We start from the raw sequence: 24090 nt of genomic DNA, 5'->3' as shown, positions 1-24090 counted from the left end.
TTTATATATTCTTATCTTTCTTCTGCACCCTCATGGTCACAGCAGTCGCATTTTTTTGAATAAAGTACAGAAACTTTTTCATCTTCGAAATGGTCAATTGTAGAATTGCAAGTTTGACAAACGATTGTACCCATCTTTTCAAACCCCTTTTCATATTGTTTTGAAAGCGCTTTAACCTCTTTAGATATATAATAATATAACACTATTGATATTTCAAGGGTTAATTGTATAACACTTTTAATTATTTATTGGTTGTTTAGGTTATTCACTTACTAATAATATGATGTATAGCATATCAGTATGTCACTTTTAATCCAATACCTTAAATCCCCTTTAAAGTAAAAAGCTCTGTTAAACACGGCTGTTGATTATCGTTTCAGGCGATTCGCTTTCCGCAGAAAATCACGAAAAAGCCCGAGGACCAGCTTTTTCATAAACAAATTCTTCATGGGATGCAGTTAGCGTCTTCGGCTTTTTATCGTACTTTAGGGTCTCATCTGTCCCGCTGCTCTCTAAAGACTTTGAAGAGCTTCCCCGAATACACCCACGCACGATGGAAATGCGCTAGCATTTTCTCAGGAGTCTGTCCCATTCTGTTCAAATCAATTTATTCAATCGTTTACTTTCAAGCATTACTTTAATAACAATAATCTTTAAGAAAACACAAAAAAATAAAACAGGCCTTTTTGGCCTGCTCCAGGATGTTATTCGTATTGAGTCTGGAATGGGGACGTTGGCAGCTCTTCATTGAAAAATAATGCGAGATCTTCAGCCTGACGTACTTCGGTGATATGGAAAGCTTTCTGCAAAAATTCTACATCTTCAATATCCTTTGGATCGAGGAGTGCTGAACGCCCCGTCTGCATACATACAACGAGCGGTTTTCCGAAAAACATATTTGTAAACACAATCCCAAAGTCATACCGAGTATCATAGGTTGTGAACCCCACAAATCTGACCTGAACTTTTTCGTGTTCATCATAAAGCTTTTCGAATAGTTCCATATGCCTCCTCCTTTTTAATTAAATATTTAGAATATTATTATAATTCATTTTTGCCAAAAAGGCAAGACATATGAAGCTAAAAAGCTCATATTCTATTGTCAATGCTTTTCCCTCAGTGATAAAATGATGGAGAATCGATTGAAAAAGGGGATTGGACAATGTCTAGTAATGCTTATATAAAACTTGTTCCATCATCAACTCAGCAAGCCATTTCCACCGATGAACTCAAAGATTTATTTAATTACTACAAACAAATAACGGCTAAAACCGGAGACCAGGTAGATTGGAACTATGAAAACTCCGCATTTCCTTATGAGCTAAAAGAAAAAGAAGAAGGCAAAGGGACATGGTTTTATCTACACTCCTCCCAAGACCGCTACAATGCGATTTTATTTGGAGTAGACAAAGAAACAATCGTCGATGAAAATGATACAGAACGCGAGCAAGCATACATACAAATTACGCTTCCTCCGACAGCTACCGCTGGCGACAAAGGGAAAGCTAACGAGTTCAGCAAATTCCTTGGAAAAAAACTGCAGGGTGAATTGCATTTATTCAACGGTAGAGTAATGTATTTCAATCCACGAAAATAAGAAGAGTAAAACAATCTTCAATTGAAGGAACATCGACTTAAACAATAAAGAAACGGCTGCTATTGAGCAGCCGTTTCTTTACGGTCAGGAGTCTCTATTTGATCTGGATCAACTATTTTATACCCTTTATTCTGCAGTCCCTTCACAATGTCACCCAAGGCTGCGCTTGTCCATTCTCTGTCATGCATCAGCAGGTTTGCTCCATTCCTTAGAAGTGGAGTATTGACCATAATATCTGCTATAGCTTCCTTCGATTGGTATGCCTTTTCCCAATCATAGCCGTAAGTCCAGTTCATCAGCAGCATCTGTTCTTCAGCAGCTATCTTCTTGCTGTATTCAGTATTCATCCCGAACGGTGCTCTGAAAAAGCGTGGACGCTCTCCAATCAATTCTTCTATCCTGTCATTTAAGCCGACGATTTCAATCCTTTGCTGTTCCTCTGTCAAATCCTTTAAAGATTTATGATTGTACGTATGATTCCCAATTGGAAAGCCCATCTGGTGAATTTGTTTCAGAACTTCACCTTCTTCAGGGGTATCAATAAAATGACCATTGACAAAAAAGATTGCTTTAACATTCAAATCCTTCAAGACTTTTGCCATTGTTAAAGCATTTTTATCTGGTGCATCGTCAATTGTCAGCAGGACTATTTTCTCGTCGGGATTGCTAATATTCTGGATGGAGAAGTCATCCCTCAATTTATACTCTGATATTGTTGGTGCGGGATCGGGATTCGTGCTTTCATCCGCAGGCTGCTCATCAGGCTTTACCACTTCTTCGGTTTCCTGATTTTTGATTTCTTCATTCTTTTCTTGTTTCTCAAGTATTGCGGCCTCTTTATTTTGATCTTCATCCTTTTGAACTTCATTTGCTGCGCAGCCTACTATTAGAAAAACGGCAGCAAACATTAACAGTTTCTTCTTCATACCTCATCCCTCCTGCTGACAATACCCTGGTGTGAATTTAAACAATAACAGACATTGTAAAATGAAACGAAGCATAGATAGCAAGGCTGGTCAGGGTAATGATAAACGTCTTCTTTGTCGATTTCATTATGTAGTTACCTATTATTATGGCTAAATAGAAAAACACTAAGAACATAATAACATTATAAATGGGATGATCATGTTTTGACAGCCATTCAATAAATGTATACCCACTCCAAATGATCAATTGCAGCAAGACCACTGTATACACCTTCACACCTTCCACCACCATTACTTAAATAATCTCTTCCCTAGCTTTTGGAAACTAAACATATGGGTTGTTTATATTATATGTCCATGTCCCAGGGATATTTTTCATTTATGTAACATTTCAATAACATCTCATTTTTTTGGAAATTGCTGTGATAAAATATGGACAACTATTAACCGTAGATTTTCACGAATCCGAAAAAAAGTGAGGCAAAGAGAAATGAAAGGCTTATCTTTTGTTTTTGTCGCTTCGTTCCTTTTCCTAACGGCTTCTTGTAACCCCGTAAATGATTCTGATGATTTAATGTTGAGTGAAGGTATAAAGCAAGTAGTCTTTTTTTCAGATGAAAAGGACTATAAGCATGAAGCCTCTTATTATGATGCGATTATTGAATTAAAGAAACAATATCCAGCTGAATTTGATAATATGATGGTCATAAAAGCTTCGAATGCTAAAAAATACTATGATCTATTTGAGGTGGAACAATTCCCAGCAATACTTGTTGTACATGGAGACAAGGTGATTGCCAATGTTAATGGCACTGTTACTAAGGACGAAATCATTGAACCGCTTTCAGCTGTACTCCAAAATGATTAAAGATAAAAAAATCCTTTCCAGATGGAAAGGATTTTTTTATCTATTATTTTACGATATGAATTGGGTTTCCTAGAGCTACTTCTGCAGCTTCCATTGTGATTTCTCCAAGCGTTGGATGTGCGTGGATTGTCATTGCAAGATCTTCTGCAGTCATACCTGCTTCAATCGCTAAGCCAAGCTCTGCAATCATGTCTGATGCATTTGGTCCAGCGATTTGGGCACCGATTACAATACCGTCTTCTTTACGAGTAATAAGCTTCAAGAAGCCGTCTGTCTGGTTAAGTGAAAGTGCACGGCCATTAGCAGCAAACGGGAATTTAGCTGCAATGATATCCAGTCCTTCATCTTTTGCCTGCTTTTCAGAGTAACCTACAGATGCCAATTCTGGATCAGAGAATACTACAGCTGGAATAGCCAGGTAATCAATTTCAGATGGATGGCCAGCAATTGCTTCTGCTGCAATTTTACCTTCATAGGATGCTTTGTGTGCCAGTGGCGGTCCCTCAACAACGTCGCCGATTGCGTAAATGTTGCTTACATTCGTGCGGCATTGCTTGTCGATTTTAATGACACCACGGTCAGTCATTTCGATGCCAACTTGCTCAAGTCCAAGCTCATCAGTGTTTGGCTTTCTTCCTACCATGACAAATACGTAATCAGCTTCAACTTTTTGCTCTTCGCCTTTAGCTTCGTACGTTACAGTCACACCAGTATCAGTTTCCTCTACGCCTTTAGCAAGTGCCTTAGTGATAATTTCAGCACCCTTTTTCTTAAGATTGCGTTTTACAAGAGCAGACATCTGCTTCTCGAAACCGTTAAGAATTTCATCAGCGCCTTCAAGGATTGTTACCTTTGTTCCAAAGCTAGCATATGCTCCGCCAAGCTCTGTTCCGATGTATCCGCCACCGATTACTACAATGCTCTCAGGCAGTTCCTGAAGATTCAATGCGCCTGTAGAATCAAGTACACGCTTAGTATATTTGAATGCAGGAATCTCGATTGGACGAGAACCAGTTGCAATGATTGCATTTTTGAACGTGTATGTCTGGGCAGAATTCTCATCCATTACACGAATCGTGTTGGCATCCACGAAATACGCTTCGCCTCTTACGATGTCGATTTTGTTGCCCTTCAATAAACCTTCAACGCCGCCAGTCAACTTCTTTACTACACCTGCTTTGAACTCCTGGACTTTAGAGAAATCAAGCGTTACGTTTTCAGCTTTAATTCCCATGTCTTCAGAGTGCTTAGCATTTTCAAATCTATGGCCTGCAGAAATAAGAGCCTTTGAAGGAATACATCCAACATTTAGGCATACGCCGCCAAGAGTTGCTTTTTCTACGATTGTAACTTTTTGTCCCAGCTGGGCAGCACGAATGGCTGCCACATATCCGCCAGGACCTGCGCCGACGACAAGAGTATCAGTTTCGATTGGAAAATCTCCTACTACCATTTATTACCCCTCCATTAACAATAGTTCTGGATCGTTCAATAGACGTTTGATATGGTTCAATGCATTCTGTGCCGTTGCGCCATCGATCATGCGGTGATCGAAGCTTAGAGAAAGCGCAAGTACAGGAGCAGCGACAATTTCCCCATCCTTAACTACTGGCTTTTCTGCAATGCGGCCAATTCCAAGGATTGCAACTTCCGGATGGTTGATAACCGGAGTGAACCACTGTCCGCCAGCAGAACCGATGTTAGAGATAGTGCAAGATGCACCTTTCATTTCAGTTGGAGCAAGCTTTCCATCACGAGCTTTTCCTGCAAGTTCATTAATCTCATTTGAAATTGAGAATACAGACTTACGGTCAGCATCTTTAACGACAGGAACTAGCAAGCCTTTTTCTGTATCAGCAGCAATACCGATATTGTAATAGTGCTTATGAACGATTTCGCTTGTAGCATCATCTAAAGATGTGTTCAATGCTGGGTATTCACGTAAAGCACTTGTTAATGCTTTTACCACGTAAGGAAGGAATGTAAGCTTAATTCCTTTAGCAGCAGCAACTTCTTTGAACTTTTTGCGGTGTGCAACAAGTTTCGTAACATCGATTTCATCCATAAGTGTAACGTGAGGAGCTGTATGCTTAGAGTTAACCATTGCCTTGGCAATCGCTTTTCTGATTCCGCTCATCTTTTCACGTGTTTCAGGGTACTCACCTTGAGGAAGGGCATTTGCAGCAGCAGCCTTAGGTGCTTCTTCTGCTGGTGCAGCTTGTTGAGTCTGTTCTGCCTGTGGAGCAGCTGCAGCAGCACCACCATTCATGAAGCTATCGATATCTTCCTTGCCAATACGGCCATTTTTTCCTGAACCAGCAACCTGACGGATATCAACGCCTTTTTCACGAGCGTATTTACGTACAGATGGCATAGCTACGATGCGGCGGTTAGGGTCCACTTCTGCTTGTGGTGCAGCAGCAGCGCCAGCGCCTGTTTCAGCTACAGGAGCAGGAGCTTCGGCAGCTTCTTTTTTAATATCCTGTCCAGCTTCTAATGTAGATTGAACCTGAGCTTCTGTTTTTTCTTGCTTTGGTTGTTCAGCAGGTGCATCTTCCTCGTCACCTTTAAACTTAAGATCTTCATATCCAGGTGCATCGAAAGTTACTAGTACCTGTCCAACTGTAGCGACTGTTCCTTCTTCAACTAATACTTCTTCTACTGTACCAGTAACTGGTGAAGGAATTTCTACTACTGCTTTATCATTTTGCACTTCACAAAGTACATCGTCTTCCTGAACTTTATCGCCAGGCTTTACGAACCACTTGACAATTTCACCTTCGTGAATGCCTTCACCGATATCAGGCAGTTTAAATTGGAATGCCAATGGAATTCACCCTCCTATTTTTGTCGAACCTATTATCAATTTCAACTTTTGTATTATTAGAATGTAAGGACTTTCTTAGCCGTTTCAATTACATCTTTGTAGTTAGGCAGCCATACAGTTTCTGCTTGAGAGAATGCGAAAACTGTATCTGGAGCAGCAACGCGCAATACTGGTGCTTCCAGGCTTAAGATTGCACGGTCATTGATTTCAGCAACAACATGAGCAGCAATTCCTGACTGTTTTTGTGCTTCCTGAACAACAATCGCTCTGCCAGTTTTTTCAACAGATGCTACAATTGTTTCGATGTCTAGTGGCATGATTGTTCTTAAGTCGATTACTTCAACAGAATGACCTTCCTTTTCAAGCTCTTCTGCTGCCTTAAGGGATTCGTGAACCATAGCACCATAAGTAATGATGGATAGGTCTTTACCTTCACGTTTCACATCTGCTTTTCCTAAAGGAATTGTATACTCTTCTTCAGGTACTTCCTGGCGGAATGAACGGTAAAGCTTCATGTGCTCTAGGAAAATAACCGGGTCATTGTCACGGATTGCTGAAATCAGTAACCCTTTTGCATCATATGGAGTTGATGGAATGACAATTTTAAGACCTGGCTGCTGTGCAACCATACCTTCAAGGCTGTCAGCATGCATTTCTGGCGTATGTACGCCACCGCCGAATGGTGAGCGGATTGTAACAGGTGAATTGTAACGGCCGCCTGAACGGTAACGCATACGAGCCATTTGACCAGCAACAGAGTCCATTACTTCAAATACGAACCCAAAGAATTGGATTTCAGGTACTGGACGGTAGCCTTGTAGTGCAAGACCGATCGCAAGACCGCCGATTCCAGATTCTGCAAGTGGAGTATCGAATACACGATCTTCTCCAAATTCAGTTTGAAGTCCTTCAGTAGCACGGAATACACCGCCGTTTACTCCTACATCTTCCCCAAATACAAGTACATTAGGATCGTTGCGAAGTTCTGTGCGCAACGCATCTGTAATTGCTTGAATCATTGTCATTTGAGCCATGGCTTACTTCGACTCCTTCTCTTTATATATTTCATACTGTTCTTGTAAGTGTTTTGGCATTTCTTCATACATGATAGAAATCAGGTCAGTAACCTTTTGCTTAGGAGTATTGTCAGCTTCTTTGATTGCTTCTTTAATATCTTCCTTAGCCTTTTCAATTGTTTCGTTTTCCATTTCTTCGTTCCAAAGGTTTTTAGTTTCAAGGAACTTACGGAAACGTACTAATGGATCTTTCTTTTCCCACTCGTTATCTAGATCAGCAGTACGGTAGCGAGTTGGGTCGTCACCAGCCATTGTATGTGGGCCATAACGGTAAGTCATTGTTTCGATCAAAGTAGGTCCTTCGCCATTGATTGCACGCTTACGCGCTTCAAGTGTTACAGCATATACTGCAAGCGGGTCCATACCATCGACTTGGATTCCTGGAATACCAGCTGCTACAGCTTTTTGAGCAATTGTCTTAGCAGCGGATTGTTTTTCAACAGGAGTTGAAATCGCAAAACGGTTATTTTGAACGAAGAAGATTGCTGGCGCTTTGTATGCACCTGCAAAGTTAATTCCTTCATAGAAATCACCTTGTGATGCACCGCCATCTCCTGTATAAGTTACAGCAACAGATTGAGCACCGCGCTTCTTCATTCCAAGAGCAACTCCCGCAGCCTGAATGTATTGCGCACCGATGATGATTTGTGGTGAAATAACATTTACACCTTCAGGAATCTGATTTCCTTTGAAATGTCCGCGTGAGAATAGGAATGCCTGTGCAAGCGGAAGTCCGTGCCAGATCATTTGTGGAACATCACGGTAGCCAGGAAGGATGAAGTCTTCTTTTTCCAGTGCAAATTGGGATGCAAGCTGGGAAGCTTCCTGTCCTGCTGTCGGAGCGTAGAAGCCAAGGCGTCCTTGACGGTTTAATGAAATGGAACGCTGATCAAGGATTCTAGTGTAAACCATGCGCTTCATTAATTCTTGTAATTGCTCATCTGAAAGCTCAGGCATTGCCGCTTCATTAACGACTTCGCCCTCTTCGTTTAAAATTTGGAACATTTCGAATTGGCTTTCAACATTCTCGAGCTGCTTCATTGCATCAAAAGTGTTGTTTTTTGTTTTAGATGCCATCAGAGCCACCTCTTCCTTTCTTAACTTCATGAATTTTTAATTGAATATACAGAAATAGGTTACCCAAAATCAGGATAAACTTCCCCGGGTTTCTAAATACATCTGAGCACAAAATTGCATTAAATTTATCTATTAGGCTGGAGCGCATACAATGCAGGATGGAAACCTAATGACTTACAGCCATGCATAGGTTGTGAACACACCATTAATTAGTTTTCCACAGATTAGCTATAAAAAAACTATTATTTGCCCATTTCCATGTCAACTGGACTGTATCAATGGAAATCAATAATAAAGTAATACAATCAACTCATTCGTTTTTTAGTTTACATCACGAAAATAACTCCGTCAAATACTTAGTTTTATCTTTTTTAATTTTATACACTATCTATATGTTATTATCCTTTTTCAGTAACTGTATTAATAAATATTTATTACTGTACTATAATAAATTACTTTTAATTAAAACTGTATTACACAACAATTCACCGCGTTAAACCGGTGGGGGTCAGACCCCCACCGGTTTAACGTGGTAGTGTGATGAAATAAAAAAAGCCCACATTTGCATGCAGGCTAATTTGAGTCATTTCATTATTTTTTTGTCTCGGTATTAACTTCTATTCCCGCCTTTTTATAAAAGTCCATTTTTTCTTTGTTGTAACGATCCGTTCTATCATTGAATTCCTGGTTGTTTTTCAAAACTGATTCATATACCTTGTTCACTTTATTGATTTGCTCCTCAAGCTTTTCAAAGCTCAAATCTTTATCCTTCAGCATTTCGTAAAGCTCTTTGTCGTATTGCAGGCCTTGTTTATAGTTTTTATATAATTCATCATGTATTTTGTATCTTTCTTTCATAGTTGCCTGTAATTCAGCAGCTTGTTTCTTTAGGGAAGGGTCCTCTATTTCTTCAGCTATTTTAGATACATTCTTAAATTCCTGTTCTGACTTTTTTATGCTTTCTTTTTCCTTCTCGATATGTTCCTCTCTCTTGTCAGCTATTGTGAGCGCTTCATCCGCTAGCTTAACAATCTGGTCATATTCTTTCATCCCAAGTGATATGATTTGTTCGTAAATTTCTTTTTCCTGCTTTTCTAATTCCACTAGAGGGTCCTGCTGATCTTCAAAAACCTTTTCAGTAGACACCACTTTTTCAAGCTCTTCAAACATTTTTTCCTCTGGAGTTTGCCGATCCATACATCCGGCAAGACTTAATACACCAGCCATCAATACGATGGATAAACCGATGCTTTTTAAAATGGACAAAATAAAAACCTCCTCACAGATACCAATTTTACTATAGCGATTGCGGCGTGATTTGACAATTAATAAGGAAGTCAGTAAGCTGCCTTCAAAATATTCATATAAGCTTGTCCCTTAATAAACTTTATTCCTTTATTTTGAAGTTTATGCCTTAGGCGCAAGCCTATACCAAATTTCTTAAACCGCATAGGCTATAGCAATCGACCCATCAGAACTGATGGGCGAAAAACATATAAGAGGAGGGTTTCCTTTATGTACGGTTATGGTTACGGATGTGGTTATCCGGGTGTAGGTTATGGAAGAGGATTCGCTTTAATTGTCGTTTTGTTCATACTCCTCATCATCGTAGGCTGCTCTTGCAGGAGATTCTAATCACTAAGAGAGAAGATGTATAATAGCATCTTCTCTTTTTGAATATCTATAGCAAACATTTTTCTAGTTAACTTTTTAATGTTCTTTTGTTAGACTTAAAAATATTACATACTATAGAAACAAGAGGTGAAGTTTATGTTGACGATGGATGATATCGTACGTGATGGACATCCTGTCCTCCGCAAAGTTGCGGAAGAAGTCAAATTGCCTGCTTCCCAGGAAGACAAGACAATTTTAGAAAGCATGTTACAATACGTAAAAAATAGCCAAGACCCGGAAGTCGCTCAAGAACATGGACTACGGCCCGGAATTGGACTTGCCGCACCGCAAATAAATGTCTCAAAACGGATGATAGCCGTCCATGTTAATGATGAAAAAGGAAACTTGTTCAGCTATGCTCTTTTCAATCCTAAAATTATCAGCCACTCAGTTGAACGTTCTTATCTCGCTGCAGGCGAAGGCTGCCTCTCTGTTGACGAGTCGATTCCAGGTTATGTTCCTAGATATGCAAGGGTTACTGTAAAAGGAACTGACCTTGATGGAACTGAAGTCAAACTAAGACTGAAAGGCCTGCCTGCAATTGTTTTTCAGCATGAGATTGACCATCTTAATGGCATCATGTTTTACGATCATATCAATAAACAAGATCCTTACAAAGAAATACCAAATGCATCTCCAATTGAAAGATAAAGCCGAATCAACTTTGATCCGGCTTTTTTTTGAGCTCATTCCTTACATCTCCCGGTAATGATTGAAGGATTGTAAAGCAGCTCTTATCATATTAAATTAAATTCAATTCTTTCAATCCATGCCAGATACCGTCATCATCAACATCACGCGTAACTAGGTTGGCATGTTCCTTCAGCTCAGGCACCGCATTCCCCATGGCAACCCCAGTTCCAGCTGCTTTCAGCATTTCAAAATCATTCAAGCCATCGCCAAAAGCATAAACATTTTCAGGCTTGAATCCCAGCCTTTCAATCATCTTTTTTATCCCTTCAGCCTTGGACCCTCCAACTGGCAAAATATCAACAGAATATGGATGCCACCTGATCAAAGTGAAATCAGGATAGGTTTCCCTGTAAAACTCTTCATCCCCTTCTTCACAAAATAGCAGTGTTTGATATAAATCCTTGTCCACATAAAAAGCATCGTCATGACCAGGATGGGCAAACTTCAAGCCCCCAAGACTCTCTTCAATAAAAGCATGGTGTTTTACAGAAGATTTCATCGTTTTGTGATTCATGAATACGACAGGATGTCCATTTTCCTTTGCTTTAAAATAGAGGTCCTCTATCTTTTGAGAATTTAATGGATTTTTATAAATTGGTTCGTTTTCAAAAACTACGTACTGTCCATTGAAGCTGACAAAAGAATCGATATCAAGTTCTTTTCTCAAGCTCTCGAACATAAACGGCGCCCTCCCTGTTGCGATTGCAACAAAGACACCATTCTCCTTAAGAAGGGTTATTGCTTTCTTGGTGGAAGCCGGCAAATTTTTATCATGGTCCAGCAATGTCCCATCAATATCAAAAAATACAATTTTACTCATGTTATTCTCCTTTGCTGCATCATTCTTGGGGTATTCCGCTATTATCATACAGTTTTTTGGTTATTTAAAGCAGTCTAGCAAATTTCTAAGTGCATTGTACATAAAAAAGAAAATCTAAACTATGGCAAATCAATGACAATTCATGACATTCCATCATTACCCATGAAAAAATTTTCTATTTCATCATATAATATAAACAAAAAGGTAGGAATTTGAAAAATAATCTTTGCTAAACTTTCCCTTGTTTACTTTACTTTGGACAAGGATAGTTTAAAATAAGAACTAAGGAGATGATCCACTATGTTAAAGAAGCTAAGAAAGAAGCTCTTAAAACAGTGGAAAGATTTGCTTCGTAAAAAAACTATCGCATAAACTTTTGAGCCCTTCAAACTTGCGAAGGGCTCCTTCCTTATTGTAAATTGGTTAATAGCTGAAAAAAAGGGTTACACTTAGCAAGTTTATAATTTGATGTACAATTACAATGTAAAAATTGTCAATTTTTTATAAATGGCTTTTTCGTACAGATTGTTGTTTGACATTCATGGCCCTTCCCCCCTCATTTTAAGCGGGTTCTTAAACGGAGAGTCTAATATGGTGCAAATGCTGCAATCCTTACAAAAAAAGCCCTATAAAATAGAAAAAGTTTAATTTAATTAAGGAGAGAGATTTTACATGATTTTTAAAGTTTACTTCCAGGAATCTAACAAGCAAGTTCCCGTACGTGAAAAAACAAAGACAATATACGTGGAAGCTGAATCTGAAAGAGATGTTCGGACAAAAATTGCTGACCGCCAATATAACGTGGAGTATGTTGAGGCTGTTAAGGGTAATTATTTTGAATATGAAAAACAAAAAGAAGACTTTGAAGTATTGGAGATAGGATAATTTATGAAATTTGTAAAAAATGACCAAACTGCGGTTTTCGCATTGGGAGGACTAGGCGAAATCGGCAAAAACACCTATGGTGTGCAATTTCAGGACGAGATTATACTAATTGATGCTGGCATTAAATTTCCAGAAGATGAATTGCTTGGGATCGATTATGTTATTCCTGATTATTCATACCTGATAAAGAATGAAGATAAAATCAAAGGTCTTTTCATTACCCATGGCCATGAAGACCATATTGGCGGTATTCCTTATTTATTGCGTGAAATCAATATTCCGATTTATGGAGGAAAGCTTGCTCTAGGTTTGATCAAGAACAAGCTGGAAGAACACGGCTTATTGAGAAAAGCAAAACTGATTGAAATACAGGAAGATGACATCATCAAATTCCGCAAAACTTCGGTCACATTTTTCCGGACTACTCATAGTATTCCTGACTCCTATGGCGTTGTTGTTAAAACTCCTCCAGGGCAAGTTGTCCACACAGGAGATTTCAAGTTCGATTTTACACCTGTCGGCGAACCAGCTAACTTAACGAAGATGGCTGAAATCGGAAAAGAAGGCGTACTATGCCTGCTTTCAGACAGCACAAATGCTGAAGTCCCTCATTTTACGATGTCAGAACGCCGTGTTGGGGAAAGCATTCATGATATTTTTAGAAAAGTGGATGGCCGCATCATTTTCGCTACCTTCGCTTCAAACATCCATCGATTACAGCAGGTTGTTGAAGCTGCTGTTACGACAGGCAGAAAAGTAGCAGTCTTTGGAAGAAGCATGGAATCAGCAATTAATATTGGACAAGATCTCGGCTATATTAATGCGCCTAAGGATACTTTCATTGAAGCACAGCAAATAAATCGACTGCCTGCTAACCAGGTTACAATCCTTTGTACTGGAAGTCAGGGAGAACCTATGGCTGCTTTATCGAGAATCGCCAATGGCACTCACCGACAAATTCAGATCCAGCCTGGCGATACAGTTGTATTTTCTTCATCTCCTATCCCAGGCAATACAATCAGCGTAAATCGTACGATCAACATGCTTTCTCGTGCAGGGGCTGATGTCATCCATGGATCTTTAAATGACATTCATACTTCAGGTCATGGCGGCCAGGAAGAACAAAAATTAATGCTTCGCCTGATCAAACCGAAATACTTTATGCCAATCCATGGTGAGTATCGCATGCAGAAGATGCATACAAAGCTTGCCACCGACTGTGGTGTTCCTGAAGAAAATTGCTTTATCATGGATAATGGTGAAGTACTGGCATTAGGCGATAATGAAGTTGGCGTTGCAGGTAAGATTCCATCCGGAAATGTGTATATTGACGGCAGCGGAGTTGGTGATATCGGAAACATCGTTTTGCGCGATCGCCGCATCCTTTCTGAAGAAGGACTTGTTGTGGTTGTAGTCAGCATCAACATGAAGGAATTCAAAATTGCTGCAGGACCTGACCTGATATCCCGCGGATTCGTCTATATGAGGGAATCCGGCGATTTAATCAATGATGCCCAGAGCTTGATTAGCAAGCATTTAAACAAAGTAATGGAAAGAAAAACAACTCAGTGGTCCGAAATTAAAAATGAAATCACGGACACATTAGCACCGTTCCTTTATGAGAAAACAAAACGCCGCCCGATGATTTTACCGATCATCATGGAGGTTTAATAGAAAAAACCGTTGCAAATGCAACGGTTTTTTTCATTTCACTTTATTAAATAACAATTGGTTTTAACAAAGTCTGTCACTTAGCTATTTGAGTCGATATCATTATTCTCAGGGCGTTTAGCATATTTTCTGACAAAAAATATTATCGCTGAAACCATAAAGCCTACAATCAGTAAGATTGGGAGGTTGCCGATCAAGAAGACTATGATTCCGGAACCCGCTGACAGAAGAATATTGATGTTATCAGCAAATTGCTTTTTAATCTTTTGCCAGGTGTTCAAGTTATCGTTATCGATTTTTGGGACAGACACAGCATTTTCTTCCAGTGAAATCGTTACAGTAGCTAAGGCTGACTGATTTTCAAGGAACTTTTTCCTGCCTAAAACCTGTTCTATTTCCTCCTGGACGTTCGCAAGGTCAGAAGAGATTTTCAACAAATCCTCGGTCTTTTGTGCCTGCTTCATGAATTCAAGGAGCCTGGCTTCCACTACCCTTTTAGACTTTAGTCTTGATTCAAGGTCCACATATTCTTCCGTTACATCTTCACCGCTAACCTGACGATTGTATACTTGTACCGATAAACCCTCTGCATCGGTCAGAAAAGCCTGGAAATGCTCCTGAGGGATCCTGAAGGTCATTGTGCCACTTTGCTGTTCTCCATCATAACGGCTGGAACTGGAATTTACGATATATCCTTTATAGCTTTTTGCCTTTTGTTCGAGGGCATTGCGGGCTTTTTCAAAGTTTTTGACTCTTAAATTCAATTCTGCATTATAAATGACCATTCGTACAATAGCAGCTTCAGCAGCGTTCGTTTTCGCTTTTCCGTCATCAGATTGATTATTTTCTAAAGCCGAGTCTTTTTCTCCTTCTGAAAAAGAAACATCGTTACTCTCAGAGTAATCCATGGATTCCGTTTTTGCACCCATATCACTGCTAGATTTACTTTCATCTGACATCCCGCCGCTGCAGCCTGCAAGCAAGAGAATAAATAACAATATGACTGCCATTATCTTTTTCGACATCAACATGCCCCCTTATTTTAAACTGTTTAAGAATCAGACGGTTTTATTACAAGAATGTTACATTATTAGCAAAATAAACATTTCTACTGTATCCTTGATTGTTGTTCCTTTTTATTAACTGAGCTGCCAACCTTCTAAATAGCAAAAGAAGCCTTCATAAAGAAGGCTTCTCAGACTGTAGACAAACTCGATTATAGTGGGCTTGTCTAAAGTTTTTTTATCTTAGGTGAGAAGTAAAACAAGTCTGTTGATTTCCGTTCCAGGCGCTTCGCTTTCCGCGGGGCTGGCGCTGAGCCCGCAGGACTCTGAATAGCTTCCTCGAATCTGCCCGCGCACGATGGAAATGCGTTAGCATTTTCGGAGGAGTCTGCGCGCCTTCCACTGCAATCAACAGGTTCTCAATAATTGACTTGTGATCTGTATCTTTGTCGACAAACTGAGAAGCCTTCATATAGAAGTCTTCTTATACTGCATCCAGCATATTGAATTGTGCCTGGACAAGATCGTAGTATTCTCCTTTTTGATCCATAAGCTGTTCATGATTGCCCTTTTCAATGACAAGCCCATTTTCTAGAACGAAAATATTATCTGCTTCCCGGATTGTCGACAGCCTGTGAGCGATAATAATCGCGGTCCGTCCTTTTAATAGAGTCTTCAGTGCATTTTGGATTCTCATCTCAGTTTTTGTATCAATGCTAGCCGTAGCCTCATCCATTATGAGAATTTTTGGATTCGCCAGCAGAGCCCTGGCAAAGGAAAGAAGCTGCCTTTCACCAACAGATAGAATATTGCCCCTCTCTTCTACCTCTGTTTGAAAACCGTTAGGGAGTTTTTCAATAAAATCAGAAGCACCAACTGCTTTGGCTGCAGCCTTCACCTCTTCATCAGTTGCCTCAGGCCTGCCAAAACGAATATTATCGTAAATTGTCCCTGAAAAAATGAATGTATCCTGTAATACGATACTGATGTGTTTCCTCAGACTGCTGAGAGAAACATTTTTTAAATCGTGTCCATCCACCAGTACCCTTCCTGCAGTAGGATCATAGAAGCGGCTGATTAAGTTGGCGATCGTCGTTTTTCCTGAACCTGTATGGCCAACAAGAGCAACTGTCTGGCCTGCCTTTATCTCAAGGTTTATTCCTTTTAGTGCAATCCTTTTGTTGTCATATGAGAATACAGCCTTTTCAAATTGAATTTCCCCTTTGAGGTCGTTTAATTCTACAGGGTGATCTGCTTCTGATACAATTGGCTTCTCATCCAGGAATTCAAAGATTCTTTCAGAAGATGCCATCCCCATTAATAACTGATTGTATACCTGGCCAAGCCTTGAGATAGGTTCCCAAAACATGCCAAGATAAAAGGCAAATGAAACGAATACACCAATTGAGATTGAGCCGTTTTGGATCAGATGTGCACCGTACCAGATTAAAACTGCGGTCCCCAGTGCGTTTGTCAATTCTACCAGCGGCCTGAACATGGCGTTCTTTTGCGATGCTGACTTCCAGCTCTGGAATGTTTCATCGTTGATTCCATCGAAAAAGGCCATGTTCTCTTTTTCCTGAGTAAAAGACTGTGTAACCCTGATTCCCTGTATGCTTTCATTTAAGTGTGAATTAAGCTTAGATTGTTTCAAACGGACATCTTGCCATGAACGCCTGATATTTTTTCTCAATTTCGTAGAAATCAAGAACATGATCGGCAAGATCACCATGATTGCCAGCGTTAATTGAGGACTTAACGAAAACAGAATAAAGAATATTCCAATCAGCAGGACCATATCCATTAGCAGATTGATGACTCCATTTGTGAACAATTCCTGTAATGAGTTAATATCATTCATGATTCTTACCAGAATCGAACCGGCCGAACGCTGATCAAAGAAACGGTGCGACAGATTCTGGACATGGGTGAATAAGTGCTTACGCAAATCGTAAATGACGTTCTGCCCTAATTGATTCATCCAGCGTATCCTAAATATATTTGCGATGTATGCAGCTGAATAAAGGCCAGCAATTATAGCCACGAGCCAGATTAACATGTTAGCATCTTTGTTTTTCACTGCACGGTCAAGTGTATATATCCCAATAAGTATAGGGATAACAAGCCTGACGGCAGTTGTAATGAGAACCATCGCTATTGACAATGGAACAAGCGATGCTTTATATGGAAGCATATAGCTGAAGAGCCTTGACATTTGCTTCCAATTAAAAGGCTTATCAATCACCTGGTCGGTAGAATATTGAAACCTTTTTAAAACATGAGAATTACTTTTTTTGCTCAAAACCTTCCCCCCTTTTTTAATCGGACGTTTCATAACTGATTCGAAGAGATTTATCCTGTATGTGTGACCCTTTGGCGATCTTTAAATTGAATTTCATATATTTTTTGATATGTCCCGCCATTTTTTATTAATTGTTCATGGGTACCCCGTTCAGCAATGGACCCATTTTCAAGCACAAGAATTTCATCGGCATGCTTCAAGGAAGAGATCCTGTGAGCAATGATGAATGTCGTTCTTCCCTTCATCACTTCCAGCAATGCTTTCTGAATTTTAAATTCTGTTTCCATATCCACTGCGCTTGTAGCGTCATCAAGAATCAAAATGCTTGGGTTAACACAGATTGCCCTTGCTATGGCAATCCTTTGCTTTTGGCCGCCTGACAGGCCCATGCCTCTCTCACCTAGGATGGTATCATATCCATCCGGAAGCTCCATTATGAAGCTGTGAGCCTGCGCCCGTTTTGCAGCATCAACAATTTCATCCATCGTTGCGTCTGGCTTGCCGTAAGAAATATTCGATTTAATAGATGAAGAAAAAAGAAAGGATTCCTGAAGTACAATACCAATATTACTTCGAAGCGAACGTAAGGAATAATCGTTTATATCCCGTTCATCAATCAAGACCTGCCCCTCTACAGGCTCATAAAATCTCGTCATTAGCTGTGTAATGCTGGTTTTGCCTGAACCAGTGGATCCAATCAATCCAATGGTCTGCCCTTGACGTGCTTTAAAGGAAATATCATACAGTGCTTCGTTTTCATCATTTCCATATCGAAGCGTTACGTTGCTAAATTGCACATCACCTGAAAGCTTTTCGGTTTCGATTGCTCCATCCTTATCTTCGATCTCGGCATCAGCTTCAAGGATTTCTAATAACCTTTCTCCAGAAGCTTTAGACTGCGAAAATAGATTAACAACGAAACCAAGATTCATGATTGGCCACATAATGTACCACACAAGACTATAAAATGCTACAAGTTCGCCAGGCTTTAGGGAACCATTCATCACAAGGTATCCGCCATAGCCAAGCAACAGTACCACACTAATATTGCCCAAGAACTCCATTAAAGGAAAATACTTAGCCCAAATATCTGAAGTGAATAAGTATTTGTCTTTATATTCACCATTAGAATCATTGAATCTTCCAATCTCATAGCTCTCTCTCGACAGAGATTTAACCGTGTTGATTCCGCTGATGTTTTCCTGAACCTTTGTATTCAGTTTGCCAAAGGATTTTCGTATTCCCCGAAATGCAGGATGAACCGCTTTATCAAACTTATAAACAACTACTGCAAGAAAGGGCAAAGTCGCAAGAGTCACAAAGGTTAATGAAATAGAATAATAGAACATGACCGAGAAACTGATGCCAATTAACAGTACAAATCGGATCAGTTCAGAAAAGCCGAAGCTCAGGAAAAAACGAAACCCTTCTACGTCTGCTGTAAGCCGGGACATTAAATCACCAGTTTTGGCATTATCATAATACCTGAAGGATAGGAACTGCAATTTTTCATAAAGTGAATTTCTGAGTTTATAAACCGAATGAATACCAAAGAGATCACCAGTATACTGATAGATATAAGTGCAAACCCCTTTTACCACCATGAAACCGACAAAACCGGCAGCCAGGATTGGAATGAGCTCAAACCTGCCTCCCATGACTGCTTCATCAATCGTTAGCTGTAAAATCATTGGATAGATGACTGTAATAGCCGTTACAATCAGCATAAAAAAGATGGACCATAAAAACAAATTTTTGTATGGCCAGTAATACGACTTCAATTTTTTGAATGTCTCCATTCATGTACCCCCTTTGAATCGAAGCTTCTTTCGATTTGATAAAAAGCTAAAGTGATAAACTATGTTTCGCTGTGCTTTTTTACCAGAGATTATTAGGTCGATCTAAAAATCAAACTGGATTTAGATAGTATGTATTTTACAAAGAGAGCTAAAAAGAAAAGCACGTATAAAATAATATATCGGGTTTCGAAATGTTTTTCCAGCTTTTTTCAAGAATTTTTTTATTTTTTTGTCAGTGTGAATTATCTGATATTTCATCACATCACATTCTTAAATCAACCCATTGATCAAAATCAATATTAAGCGCTTTAAATTTGAGCCACAAAAAAGAGCCGATGGTAATCGGCTCTCCAGACGTGTTTTATTCTGTCTTTTCCAATTCATCCAGGACACGGTTTACTCGCTTTTCAAGCATTTTCATGCCGCTTCCGCCTGCCTGGAAGTGTCTTAGTTTTCCATCTTTGTCAAAAACATAATATGCAGGAACATATTGATTTTCAAAGGCTTCTGTCAATTTGTGTTCGCTGTCTACAAAGATGGGTTGTGCAATGTTGTGTTCAGCTGCAACCTTCTTGATTTCTTCAAGGTTCAGGTCATCCTCAGAACGTGGCATATGAACGGCAATCACGTTCAGCTTATCTTTATAATTATCACGGAACTCATTGACCTGCGGCATTGCTTCCTTGCAGAGATGGCAGCTGATTGACCAGAAATGAATCAAGGTCGGCTTTTCTCCGACTAATTGCTCCCTTGTCACTTCTCCATTTAGCCATTCTGTCGCGCCAGTCAATTCCGGCATTGGTTCACGTAATTTCATAATAGCACCCCTCTTATTATAAAAATTTTGCTTTTCGTTATTAAGAAAAAGACCTAACTTTTGTTAGGTCTTTTAAATTATCATAGTGTTTGACGCTGCGATTAAAGAGTAGCTTGTCCAGGCTTCCAGTTTGCAGGGCAAAGACCGCCAGTTTGTAGTGCTTGAAGCACACGTAGAGTTTCATCAACATCACGGCCGATGTTGTTATGGTTAACTACAGAGTACATTAATTCGCCTTCTGGGCTGATGATGTATAATCCGCGCAGTGCTACGCCTTCTTCTTCGATTAACACGCCATATTCACGTGACACAACGTGATTAGTGTCAGCTGCTAATGGATATTTAAGATCGCCAAGTCCGTTTTCTTTGCGGTCTGTTTTAATCCAAGCAAGGTGAGTGTGGATTGTATCAGTTGATACGCCGATTACTTCTGCATCAAGGTCTTCGAACTCATCGTAACGGTCAGACATAGCTGTGATTTCAGTTGGGCATACAAAAGTGAAATCCATTGGATAGAAGAAAAGAACTGTCCACTTGTCGTTCTTCATGTTTTCTTCAAGACTTACTTTTCCGAATTCCTTATTTGCTAATACTGCGTCCATTTCAAAGCGTGGTGCTTGCTTACCTACCATACGTTCTGGCATGTAAAATCCCTCCATTACAATAATTTTTATTTAAGATGCCTCTGGGCATCTGTTAAAACCTATGTTTCTAAATATATCAGAATAATTGTTTGGAGTCAATCTTAAATTATAATTAATTTAAATAAGTATTAATTATAATTCCTGATTATTGACCCACCTTAAATGTTTTGCCCAAACTGCATTAAAATTAAACTAAGCTCGCAGCTATGCAGCGAACTGGAAAATATAACTTATTCCGAATATTAGTTTAACATGCTTTTTATTCGGGACAAAATGATAAGCCTTTATTCAAGAAAAAAAGCAAGATGGGAGTTATCTTCATTCTGCCCTCTTGCTTCTTGTTTCATTTGCTTACTTGCTCTTATATTCTATATAACTGCTTAATAAATCGATCGCTGTTCCAATTGCTTTTTCATCGGGGTTCAGTTTAGCGTGGTGAAGTCCGAATCCCGAATCCACCCCAAGCCAGAACATGAATCCCGGAATATCTTTTAGCATATAACCGAAATCTTCCCCTGTCATGGCCTCTCTGCAAACGATCATATTAATATTCTCATTTGCTCCTGCAAATTTGATAAATTCGTTCGTTAATTCCTCATGATTATAAACCTGGTGGTACATGGATCCATAATCTATCGCTGTTTTGCACTGATAACCAACTTCAATCCCCTTCACCAGTGACTCAATTCGTTCTTTCACCTTAACCATGGATTCTACAGAAAGAGTACGGATGGTACCTTCAATTCTGGCTGTCTCGGCAATGATGTTTTGCACGGTACCGCCTGTAATTTTACCAATAGTGACGACTGCACTGTCCAGCGGGTCAATATTCCTTGCCACAATCGATTGAAGCTGTGTAACAAGTGCACATGCAGCGACAATCATATCATTTGTATGATGTGGATAAGCTGCATGTCCACCCTTCCCTTCAAGATCGATGAAAAGTTCTGAAGTATTGGCAAACAGAAGGCCTTCCCTCGTTGCGATGGTCCCAACTGGATATTCAGGAGCAATATGCAAGGCTATGATCATATCCGGCTTCCATTCTGCCATGATATCGGTCGCAAGCATCGGCTCGGCACCGCCAGGCCCCTCCTCAGCAGGCTGGAAAATAAAAAGTAAATCATCGTCAATAGGATGGCTGACAAAATGCGTGATCAGTCCTAGTGCAATGCTCATGTGTAAATCATGTCCACATGCATGCATCTGGCCCTCGTGCAGGGATTTAAACTCAACCCCAGTACTCTCGGTAATTGGGAGACCATCAATGTCTGCACGGTATCCAATCATTTTTTTAGGGTTTTCACCCTGGATTTTGACAAAGATCCCCGTTTCCCAAGTTTTTATGTCCAATCGCTCTCCTGGAAGCTGATGCAAATAATGAAGAAGATAAGCCTGAGTTTTATATTCTTTGAAACCAAGCTCTGGAATCTTGTGCAAGTCTCTTCTGATTTTTATAAACGTTTCATGCTCCATAATGTTCTCTCCCCCTTATAAAAGAAAGCGCGGATTATGTATCCACGCTTTCTCGCTTTTATAGCTGGCGAAGCTCCTGTTTGATTTCAGTTTTTGATTTTGTTTTTTCATCGATTTCCTTGATTACGCGCGCAGGAGTTCCCGCAACCACAGTATAAGGAGGTACATCATCAATAACGATAGCACCGGCAGCTACTACAGCTCCCTTGCCGACAGTAACTCCTTCAAGGACAACTGCATTTGCTCCAATCACAACATCATCTTCAACTACTACTGGTTTAGCAGAAGGTGGTTCAATAACTCCTGCAAGGACCGATCCTGCTCCTATATGGCAATTCTTGCCCACAGTAGCACGGCCGCCAAGCACTACATTCATATCAATCATTGTGCCTTCGCCAATCACTGCACCGATATTGATGGAAGCACCCATCATAATAACAGCATTATCACCAATTTCAACCTGATCCCTGATGATTGCTCCTGGCTCAATACGAGCTTTGATGTTTTTCATGTCCAGCAATGGAATAGCTGAGTTCCTGCGATCATTTTCTACAACATAGTCATCAATTTTCGCCTGATTGGATTCTAGAGCAGGATTGATTTCTGCCCACTCGCCAAATATGACGCCTGTATTTCCAGTGATGAAGGTTTTTGAGTTTGCCCCAAAGTCTATCCCCTCAAGGTCTCCTTTTACATACACCTTAACTGGTGTTGCTTTTTTGCTATTTTGTATAAACGAAATAATTTCGTTTGCATCCATCATTTTCATATTTCTTACCTCCAAATATGTATTTTTTCAAAGCCTCTTCTCATCAGCTAAATAGCCAAAACAAAATTCACACAGCTTAGCATATAATAAGTAAGCTGTAAATCATACGAAAAGTGCCTTGAAAACTGCTTTTTCTAAAAATTACTTTAACAAACAAAAGTATTGAAAACAAGAAAAACTATTTTACTTTCTTGTTTGAATCAACAATATGTTCCTTGACGATCTCAATAAATGCCTGAACCTGCTTTAATTGGAAAGCAGATTCATAACCAAGAAGCCATGTATCGCGCCCTAATGGCTCATTATTTTCATCATGCAATGGAACTTTAAAGATGTCTTTCTCTGCTCCGTTCAGAGTTATGGCTGGAAGTATAGCGTAACCTATCCCATTGAATGTCATTTGTTTACATGTTTCTATCTGGTCCACAATGATCGTCCTCCGTGGGGCAGTCTGGAATTGTCTTAGCCACCAATCTTGTATTTCTTGATAATAATTCGAGTCACTTTTAAATTGGATGAAAGGCCTATCCGTCTCAAGTACCTGCTCGGGACTAGTAATTTCCGTATCAACCAGATATAGGCTGTCCTTAAAAAGATGGATTTTAACCCCTTTCCAATCAGGAGTTCCTCGAATAATTCCAATATGGACTTGATCTTCATACAATGCCTTTGATATCTCGCTGCTCCAGCCGGTGACGAGGGATATTTTCGCCTGAGGGTACCTGCTGACATATTTTTTCAGCACCTGTGGAAGCCAGTTCTGTCCGACTATGGATGCTACCGCAATTTTTAGCGTTCCATACACTTCAGAGTTTAATGCATGGATTGATTCTCGTGCTTTTTCCTCTCTGGAGATGGTTTCATTTACAAATTGAATGACCACCTCTCCAGCCGGTGTTAAAGTGAGACCTTTTTGTGAGCGAAGGAATAATTTAGCACCCCAATCTTTTTCGATTGTCTGAAGCCTTTGCGATAGTGCTGGCTGGGAAACAAAAAGCCTCTCTGACGCTTTTCTCATATTCATTTCCTGCGCAAGTACAGATAGAAGGTGGAATTCTGAAATCGATGACATATAGCAACCTCTTAATAAGTTTTACTTATATTTTATCTAAAAATGAAGCATCTTTCATTATAAGTATAAGAAAGAATACAAAAAAAACTGCAA

The 24090-nt window shown here is 39.7% G+C and carries 24 protein-coding genes; 6 read left to right on the top strand and 18 right to left on the bottom strand.

Annotation, left to right across the window (positions count from 1 at the left end):
- Positions 1-11: 11 nt before the first annotated feature.
- Complete coding sequence (locus AABM38_RS07955) at positions 12-134, bottom strand: GapA-binding peptide SR1P (protein WP_335378247.1); 123 nt, start codon at positions 132-134, stop codon at positions 12-14.
- Between the two features lie 570 nt (positions 135-704).
- Entirely contained in the window at positions 705-1004 is a 300-nt protein-coding gene (locus AABM38_RS07950; RefSeq protein WP_335379098.1) for a DUF3055 domain-containing protein, read from the bottom strand.
- A 158-nt stretch (positions 1005-1162) separates the two neighbouring features.
- On the opposite strand from AABM38_RS07950, the gene AABM38_RS07945 reads away from it, so the two are divergent.
- Positions 1163-1597 (top strand): DUF1885 family protein, encoded by a 435-nt coding sequence (locus AABM38_RS07945; RefSeq protein WP_423409904.1) that lies wholly within the window; start codon positions 1163-1165, stop codon positions 1595-1597.
- Between the two features lie 59 nt (positions 1598-1656).
- Here AABM38_RS07945 and AABM38_RS07940 read toward each other — a convergent pair whose 3' ends face one another.
- Together AABM38_RS07940 and AABM38_RS07935 are read right to left on the bottom strand one after the other, a co-directional pair.
- The gene (locus tag AABM38_RS07940) at positions 1657-2523 is read right to left on the bottom strand and encodes a polysaccharide deacetylase family protein (protein WP_423409903.1); all 867 of its coding nucleotides are present in this window, start codon (positions 2521-2523) and stop codon (positions 1657-1659) included.
- Positions 2524-2560: 37 nt separating this feature from the next.
- Entirely contained in the window at positions 2561-2800 is a 240-nt protein-coding gene (locus AABM38_RS07935; protein WP_423409902.1) for a hypothetical protein, read from the bottom strand.
- A gap of 213 nt (positions 2801-3013) precedes the next feature.
- Here AABM38_RS07935 and AABM38_RS07930 point away from each other — a divergent pair, with 213 nt between their 5' ends.
- The gene (locus AABM38_RS07930) at positions 3014-3391 is read left to right on the top strand and encodes a small peptidoglycan-associated lipoprotein (protein ID WP_423409901.1); all 378 of its coding nucleotides are present in this window, start codon (positions 3014-3016) and stop codon (positions 3389-3391) included.
- 43 nt (positions 3392-3434) lie between these two features.
- On the opposite strand, the gene lpdA is transcribed toward AABM38_RS07930, so the two are convergent.
- From lpdA to AABM38_RS07905, 5 genes are all read right to left on the bottom strand, one after another.
- Positions 3435-4844 (bottom strand): dihydrolipoyl dehydrogenase, encoded by a 1410-nt coding sequence (lpdA, locus tag AABM38_RS07925; protein ID WP_335379055.1) that lies wholly within the window; start codon positions 4842-4844, stop codon positions 3435-3437.
- 3 nt (positions 4845-4847) lie between these two features.
- A complete protein-coding gene (locus AABM38_RS07920) occupies positions 4848-6218 on the bottom strand; it encodes a dihydrolipoamide acetyltransferase family protein (RefSeq protein ID WP_423409900.1) in 1371 nt (456 codons plus the stop codon).
- A gap of 56 nt (positions 6219-6274) precedes the next feature.
- A complete protein-coding gene (locus AABM38_RS07915; RefSeq protein WP_423409899.1) occupies positions 6275-7252 on the bottom strand; it encodes an alpha-ketoacid dehydrogenase subunit beta in 978 nt (325 codons plus the stop codon).
- 3 nt (positions 7253-7255) lie between these two features.
- Positions 7256-8371 carry a pyruvate dehydrogenase (acetyl-transferring) E1 component subunit alpha gene (pdhA, locus tag AABM38_RS07910; RefSeq protein ID WP_423409898.1) on the bottom strand — a complete coding sequence of 372 codons (1116 nt, stop codon included), beginning with the start codon at positions 8369-8371 and terminating at the stop codon, positions 7256-7258.
- A 591-nt stretch (positions 8372-8962) separates the two neighbouring features.
- Positions 8963-9637, bottom strand: a complete 675-nt coding sequence (locus AABM38_RS07905; protein ID WP_423409897.1) for a YkyA family protein — start codon at positions 9635-9637, stop codon at positions 8963-8965.
- Between the two features lie 249 nt (positions 9638-9886).
- Here AABM38_RS07905 and AABM38_RS07900 point away from each other — a divergent pair, with 249 nt between their 5' ends.
- Entirely contained in the window at positions 9887-10006 is a 120-nt protein-coding gene (locus AABM38_RS07900; RefSeq protein ID WP_335379060.1) for a YjcZ family sporulation protein, read from the top strand.
- Between the two features lie 135 nt (positions 10007-10141).
- On the top strand, positions 10142-10696 hold the full coding sequence (gene def / locus AABM38_RS07895) for a peptide deformylase (RefSeq protein ID WP_423409896.1): 555 nt from the start codon (positions 10142-10144) through the stop codon (positions 10694-10696).
- 91 nt (positions 10697-10787) lie between these two features.
- Here def and AABM38_RS07890 read toward each other — a convergent pair whose 3' ends face one another.
- Complete coding sequence (locus AABM38_RS07890) at positions 10788-11558, bottom strand: Cof-type HAD-IIB family hydrolase (RefSeq protein ID WP_423409895.1); 771 nt, start codon at positions 11556-11558, stop codon at positions 10788-10790.
- A 672-nt stretch (positions 11559-12230) separates the two neighbouring features.
- Between AABM38_RS07890 and AABM38_RS07885 the strand changes: the two genes are divergently transcribed.
- Complete coding sequence (locus tag AABM38_RS07885; protein ID WP_423409894.1) at positions 12231-12443, top strand: DNA-dependent RNA polymerase subunit epsilon; 213 nt, start codon at positions 12231-12233, stop codon at positions 12441-12443.
- A 3-nt stretch (positions 12444-12446) separates the two neighbouring features.
- Positions 12447-14114 carry a ribonuclease J1 gene (gene rnjA, locus AABM38_RS07880; RefSeq protein ID WP_423409893.1) on the top strand — a complete coding sequence of 556 codons (1668 nt, stop codon included), beginning with the start codon at positions 12447-12449 and terminating at the stop codon, positions 14112-14114.
- Positions 14115-14194: 80 nt separating this feature from the next.
- Here rnjA and AABM38_RS07875 read toward each other — a convergent pair whose 3' ends face one another.
- The 8 genes from AABM38_RS07875 to AABM38_RS07840 form a co-directional block, all read right to left on the bottom strand.
- Entirely contained in the window at positions 14195-15139 is a 945-nt protein-coding gene (locus tag AABM38_RS07875; RefSeq protein ID WP_423409892.1) for a DUF4349 domain-containing protein, read from the bottom strand.
- Positions 15140-15602: 463 nt separating this feature from the next.
- Positions 15603-17420, bottom strand: a complete 1818-nt coding sequence (locus AABM38_RS07870; protein WP_423409891.1) for an ABC transporter ATP-binding protein — start codon at positions 17418-17420, stop codon at positions 15603-15605.
- A 50-nt stretch (positions 17421-17470) separates the two neighbouring features.
- On the bottom strand, positions 17471-19219 hold the full coding sequence (locus tag AABM38_RS07865; protein ID WP_423409890.1) for an ABC transporter ATP-binding protein: 1749 nt from the start codon (positions 19217-19219) through the stop codon (positions 17471-17473).
- 361 nt (positions 19220-19580) lie between these two features.
- The gene (locus AABM38_RS07860) at positions 19581-20036 is read right to left on the bottom strand and encodes a TlpA family protein disulfide reductase (RefSeq protein WP_423409889.1); all 456 of its coding nucleotides are present in this window, start codon (positions 20034-20036) and stop codon (positions 19581-19583) included.
- 101 nt (positions 20037-20137) lie between these two features.
- Positions 20138-20680 carry a peroxiredoxin gene (locus tag AABM38_RS07855; RefSeq protein WP_251478023.1) on the bottom strand — a complete coding sequence of 181 codons (543 nt, stop codon included), beginning with the start codon at positions 20678-20680 and terminating at the stop codon, positions 20138-20140.
- Between the two features lie 351 nt (positions 20681-21031).
- Positions 21032-22156: an N-acetyldiaminopimelate deacetylase gene (locus tag AABM38_RS07850; RefSeq protein ID WP_423409888.1), complete on the bottom strand. Its 1125-nt coding sequence runs from the start codon at positions 22154-22156 to the stop codon at positions 21032-21034.
- A gap of 58 nt (positions 22157-22214) precedes the next feature.
- The gene (gene dapD, locus AABM38_RS07845; RefSeq protein WP_423409887.1) at positions 22215-22925 is read right to left on the bottom strand and encodes a 2,3,4,5-tetrahydropyridine-2,6-dicarboxylate N-acetyltransferase; all 711 of its coding nucleotides are present in this window, start codon (positions 22923-22925) and stop codon (positions 22215-22217) included.
- A 178-nt stretch (positions 22926-23103) separates the two neighbouring features.
- Positions 23104-23997, bottom strand: a complete 894-nt coding sequence (locus AABM38_RS07840; protein WP_335378988.1) for a LysR family transcriptional regulator — start codon at positions 23995-23997, stop codon at positions 23104-23106.
- Positions 23998-24090 lie beyond the last annotated feature (93 nt).

It is taken from the genome of Heyndrickxia sp. MSNUG (genome assembly GCF_049532715.1).
Lineage (GTDB): Bacteria > Bacillota > Bacilli > Bacillales > Cytobacillaceae > Mesobacillus.
The sequence above is the reverse complement of the archived record's forward strand: the minus strand, read 5'-3'. Positions and strand labels throughout refer to the sequence as shown.

Excerpts from the sequence above, each read along its gene's own strand:
- AABM38_RS07840 (WP_335378988.1), bottom strand. The coding sequence starts at position 23,997 with ATGTCATCGATTTCAGAATTCCACCTTCTATCTGTACTTGCGCAGGAA.
- AABM38_RS07940 (WP_423409903.1), bottom strand. The coding sequence starts at position 2,523 with ATGAAGAAGAAACTGTTAATGTTTGCTGCCGTTTTTCTAATAGTAGGC.
- AABM38_RS07890 (WP_423409895.1), bottom strand. The coding sequence starts at position 11,558 with ATGAGTAAAATTGTATTTTTTGATATTGATGGGACATTGCTGGACCAT.
- AABM38_RS07930 (WP_423409901.1), top strand. The coding sequence starts at position 3,014 with ATGAAAGGCTTATCTTTTGTTTTTGTCGCTTCGTTCCTTTTCCTAACG.
- lpdA (WP_335379055.1), bottom strand. The coding sequence starts at position 4,844 with ATGGTAGTAGGAGATTTTCCAATCGAAACTGATACTCTTGTCGTCGGC.
- AABM38_RS07900 (WP_335379060.1), top strand. The coding sequence starts at position 9,887 with ATGTACGGTTATGGTTACGGATGTGGTTATCCGGGTGTAGGTTATGGA.
- AABM38_RS07855 (WP_251478023.1), bottom strand. The coding sequence starts at position 20,680 with ATGCCAGAACGTATGGTAGGTAAGCAAGCACCACGCTTTGAAATGGAC.
- rnjA (WP_423409893.1), top strand. The coding sequence starts at position 12,447 with ATGAAATTTGTAAAAAATGACCAAACTGCGGTTTTCGCATTGGGAGGA.
- AABM38_RS07885 (WP_423409894.1), top strand. The coding sequence starts at position 12,231 with ATGATTTTTAAAGTTTACTTCCAGGAATCTAACAAGCAAGTTCCCGTA.
- AABM38_RS07915 (WP_423409899.1), bottom strand. The coding sequence starts at position 7,252 with ATGGCTCAAATGACAATGATTCAAGCAATTACAGATGCGTTGCGCACA.
- AABM38_RS07850 (WP_423409888.1), bottom strand. The coding sequence starts at position 22,156 with ATGGAGCATGAAACGTTTATAAAAATCAGAAGAGACTTGCACAAGATT.
- AABM38_RS07955 (WP_335378247.1), bottom strand. The coding sequence starts at position 134 with ATGGGTACAATCGTTTGTCAAACTTGCAATTCTACAATTGACCATTTC.
- def (WP_423409896.1), top strand. The coding sequence starts at position 10,142 with ATGTTGACGATGGATGATATCGTACGTGATGGACATCCTGTCCTCCGC.
- AABM38_RS07860 (WP_423409889.1), bottom strand. The coding sequence starts at position 20,036 with ATGAAATTACGTGAACCAATGCCGGAATTGACTGGCGCGACAGAATGG.
- pdhA (WP_423409898.1), bottom strand. The coding sequence starts at position 8,371 with ATGGCATCTAAAACAAAAAACAACACTTTTGATGCAATGAAGCAGCTC.
- AABM38_RS07865 (WP_423409890.1), bottom strand. The coding sequence starts at position 19,219 with ATGGAGACATTCAAAAAATTGAAGTCGTATTACTGGCCATACAAAAAT.
- AABM38_RS07945 (WP_423409904.1), top strand. The coding sequence starts at position 1,163 with ATGTCTAGTAATGCTTATATAAAACTTGTTCCATCATCAACTCAGCAA.
- AABM38_RS07875 (WP_423409892.1), bottom strand. The coding sequence starts at position 15,139 with ATGTCGAAAAAGATAATGGCAGTCATATTGTTATTTATTCTCTTGCTT.
- dapD (WP_423409887.1), bottom strand. The coding sequence starts at position 22,925 with ATGAAAATGATGGATGCAAACGAAATTATTTCGTTTATACAAAATAGC.
- AABM38_RS07950 (WP_335379098.1), bottom strand. The coding sequence starts at position 1,004 with ATGGAACTATTCGAAAAGCTTTATGATGAACACGAAAAAGTTCAGGTC.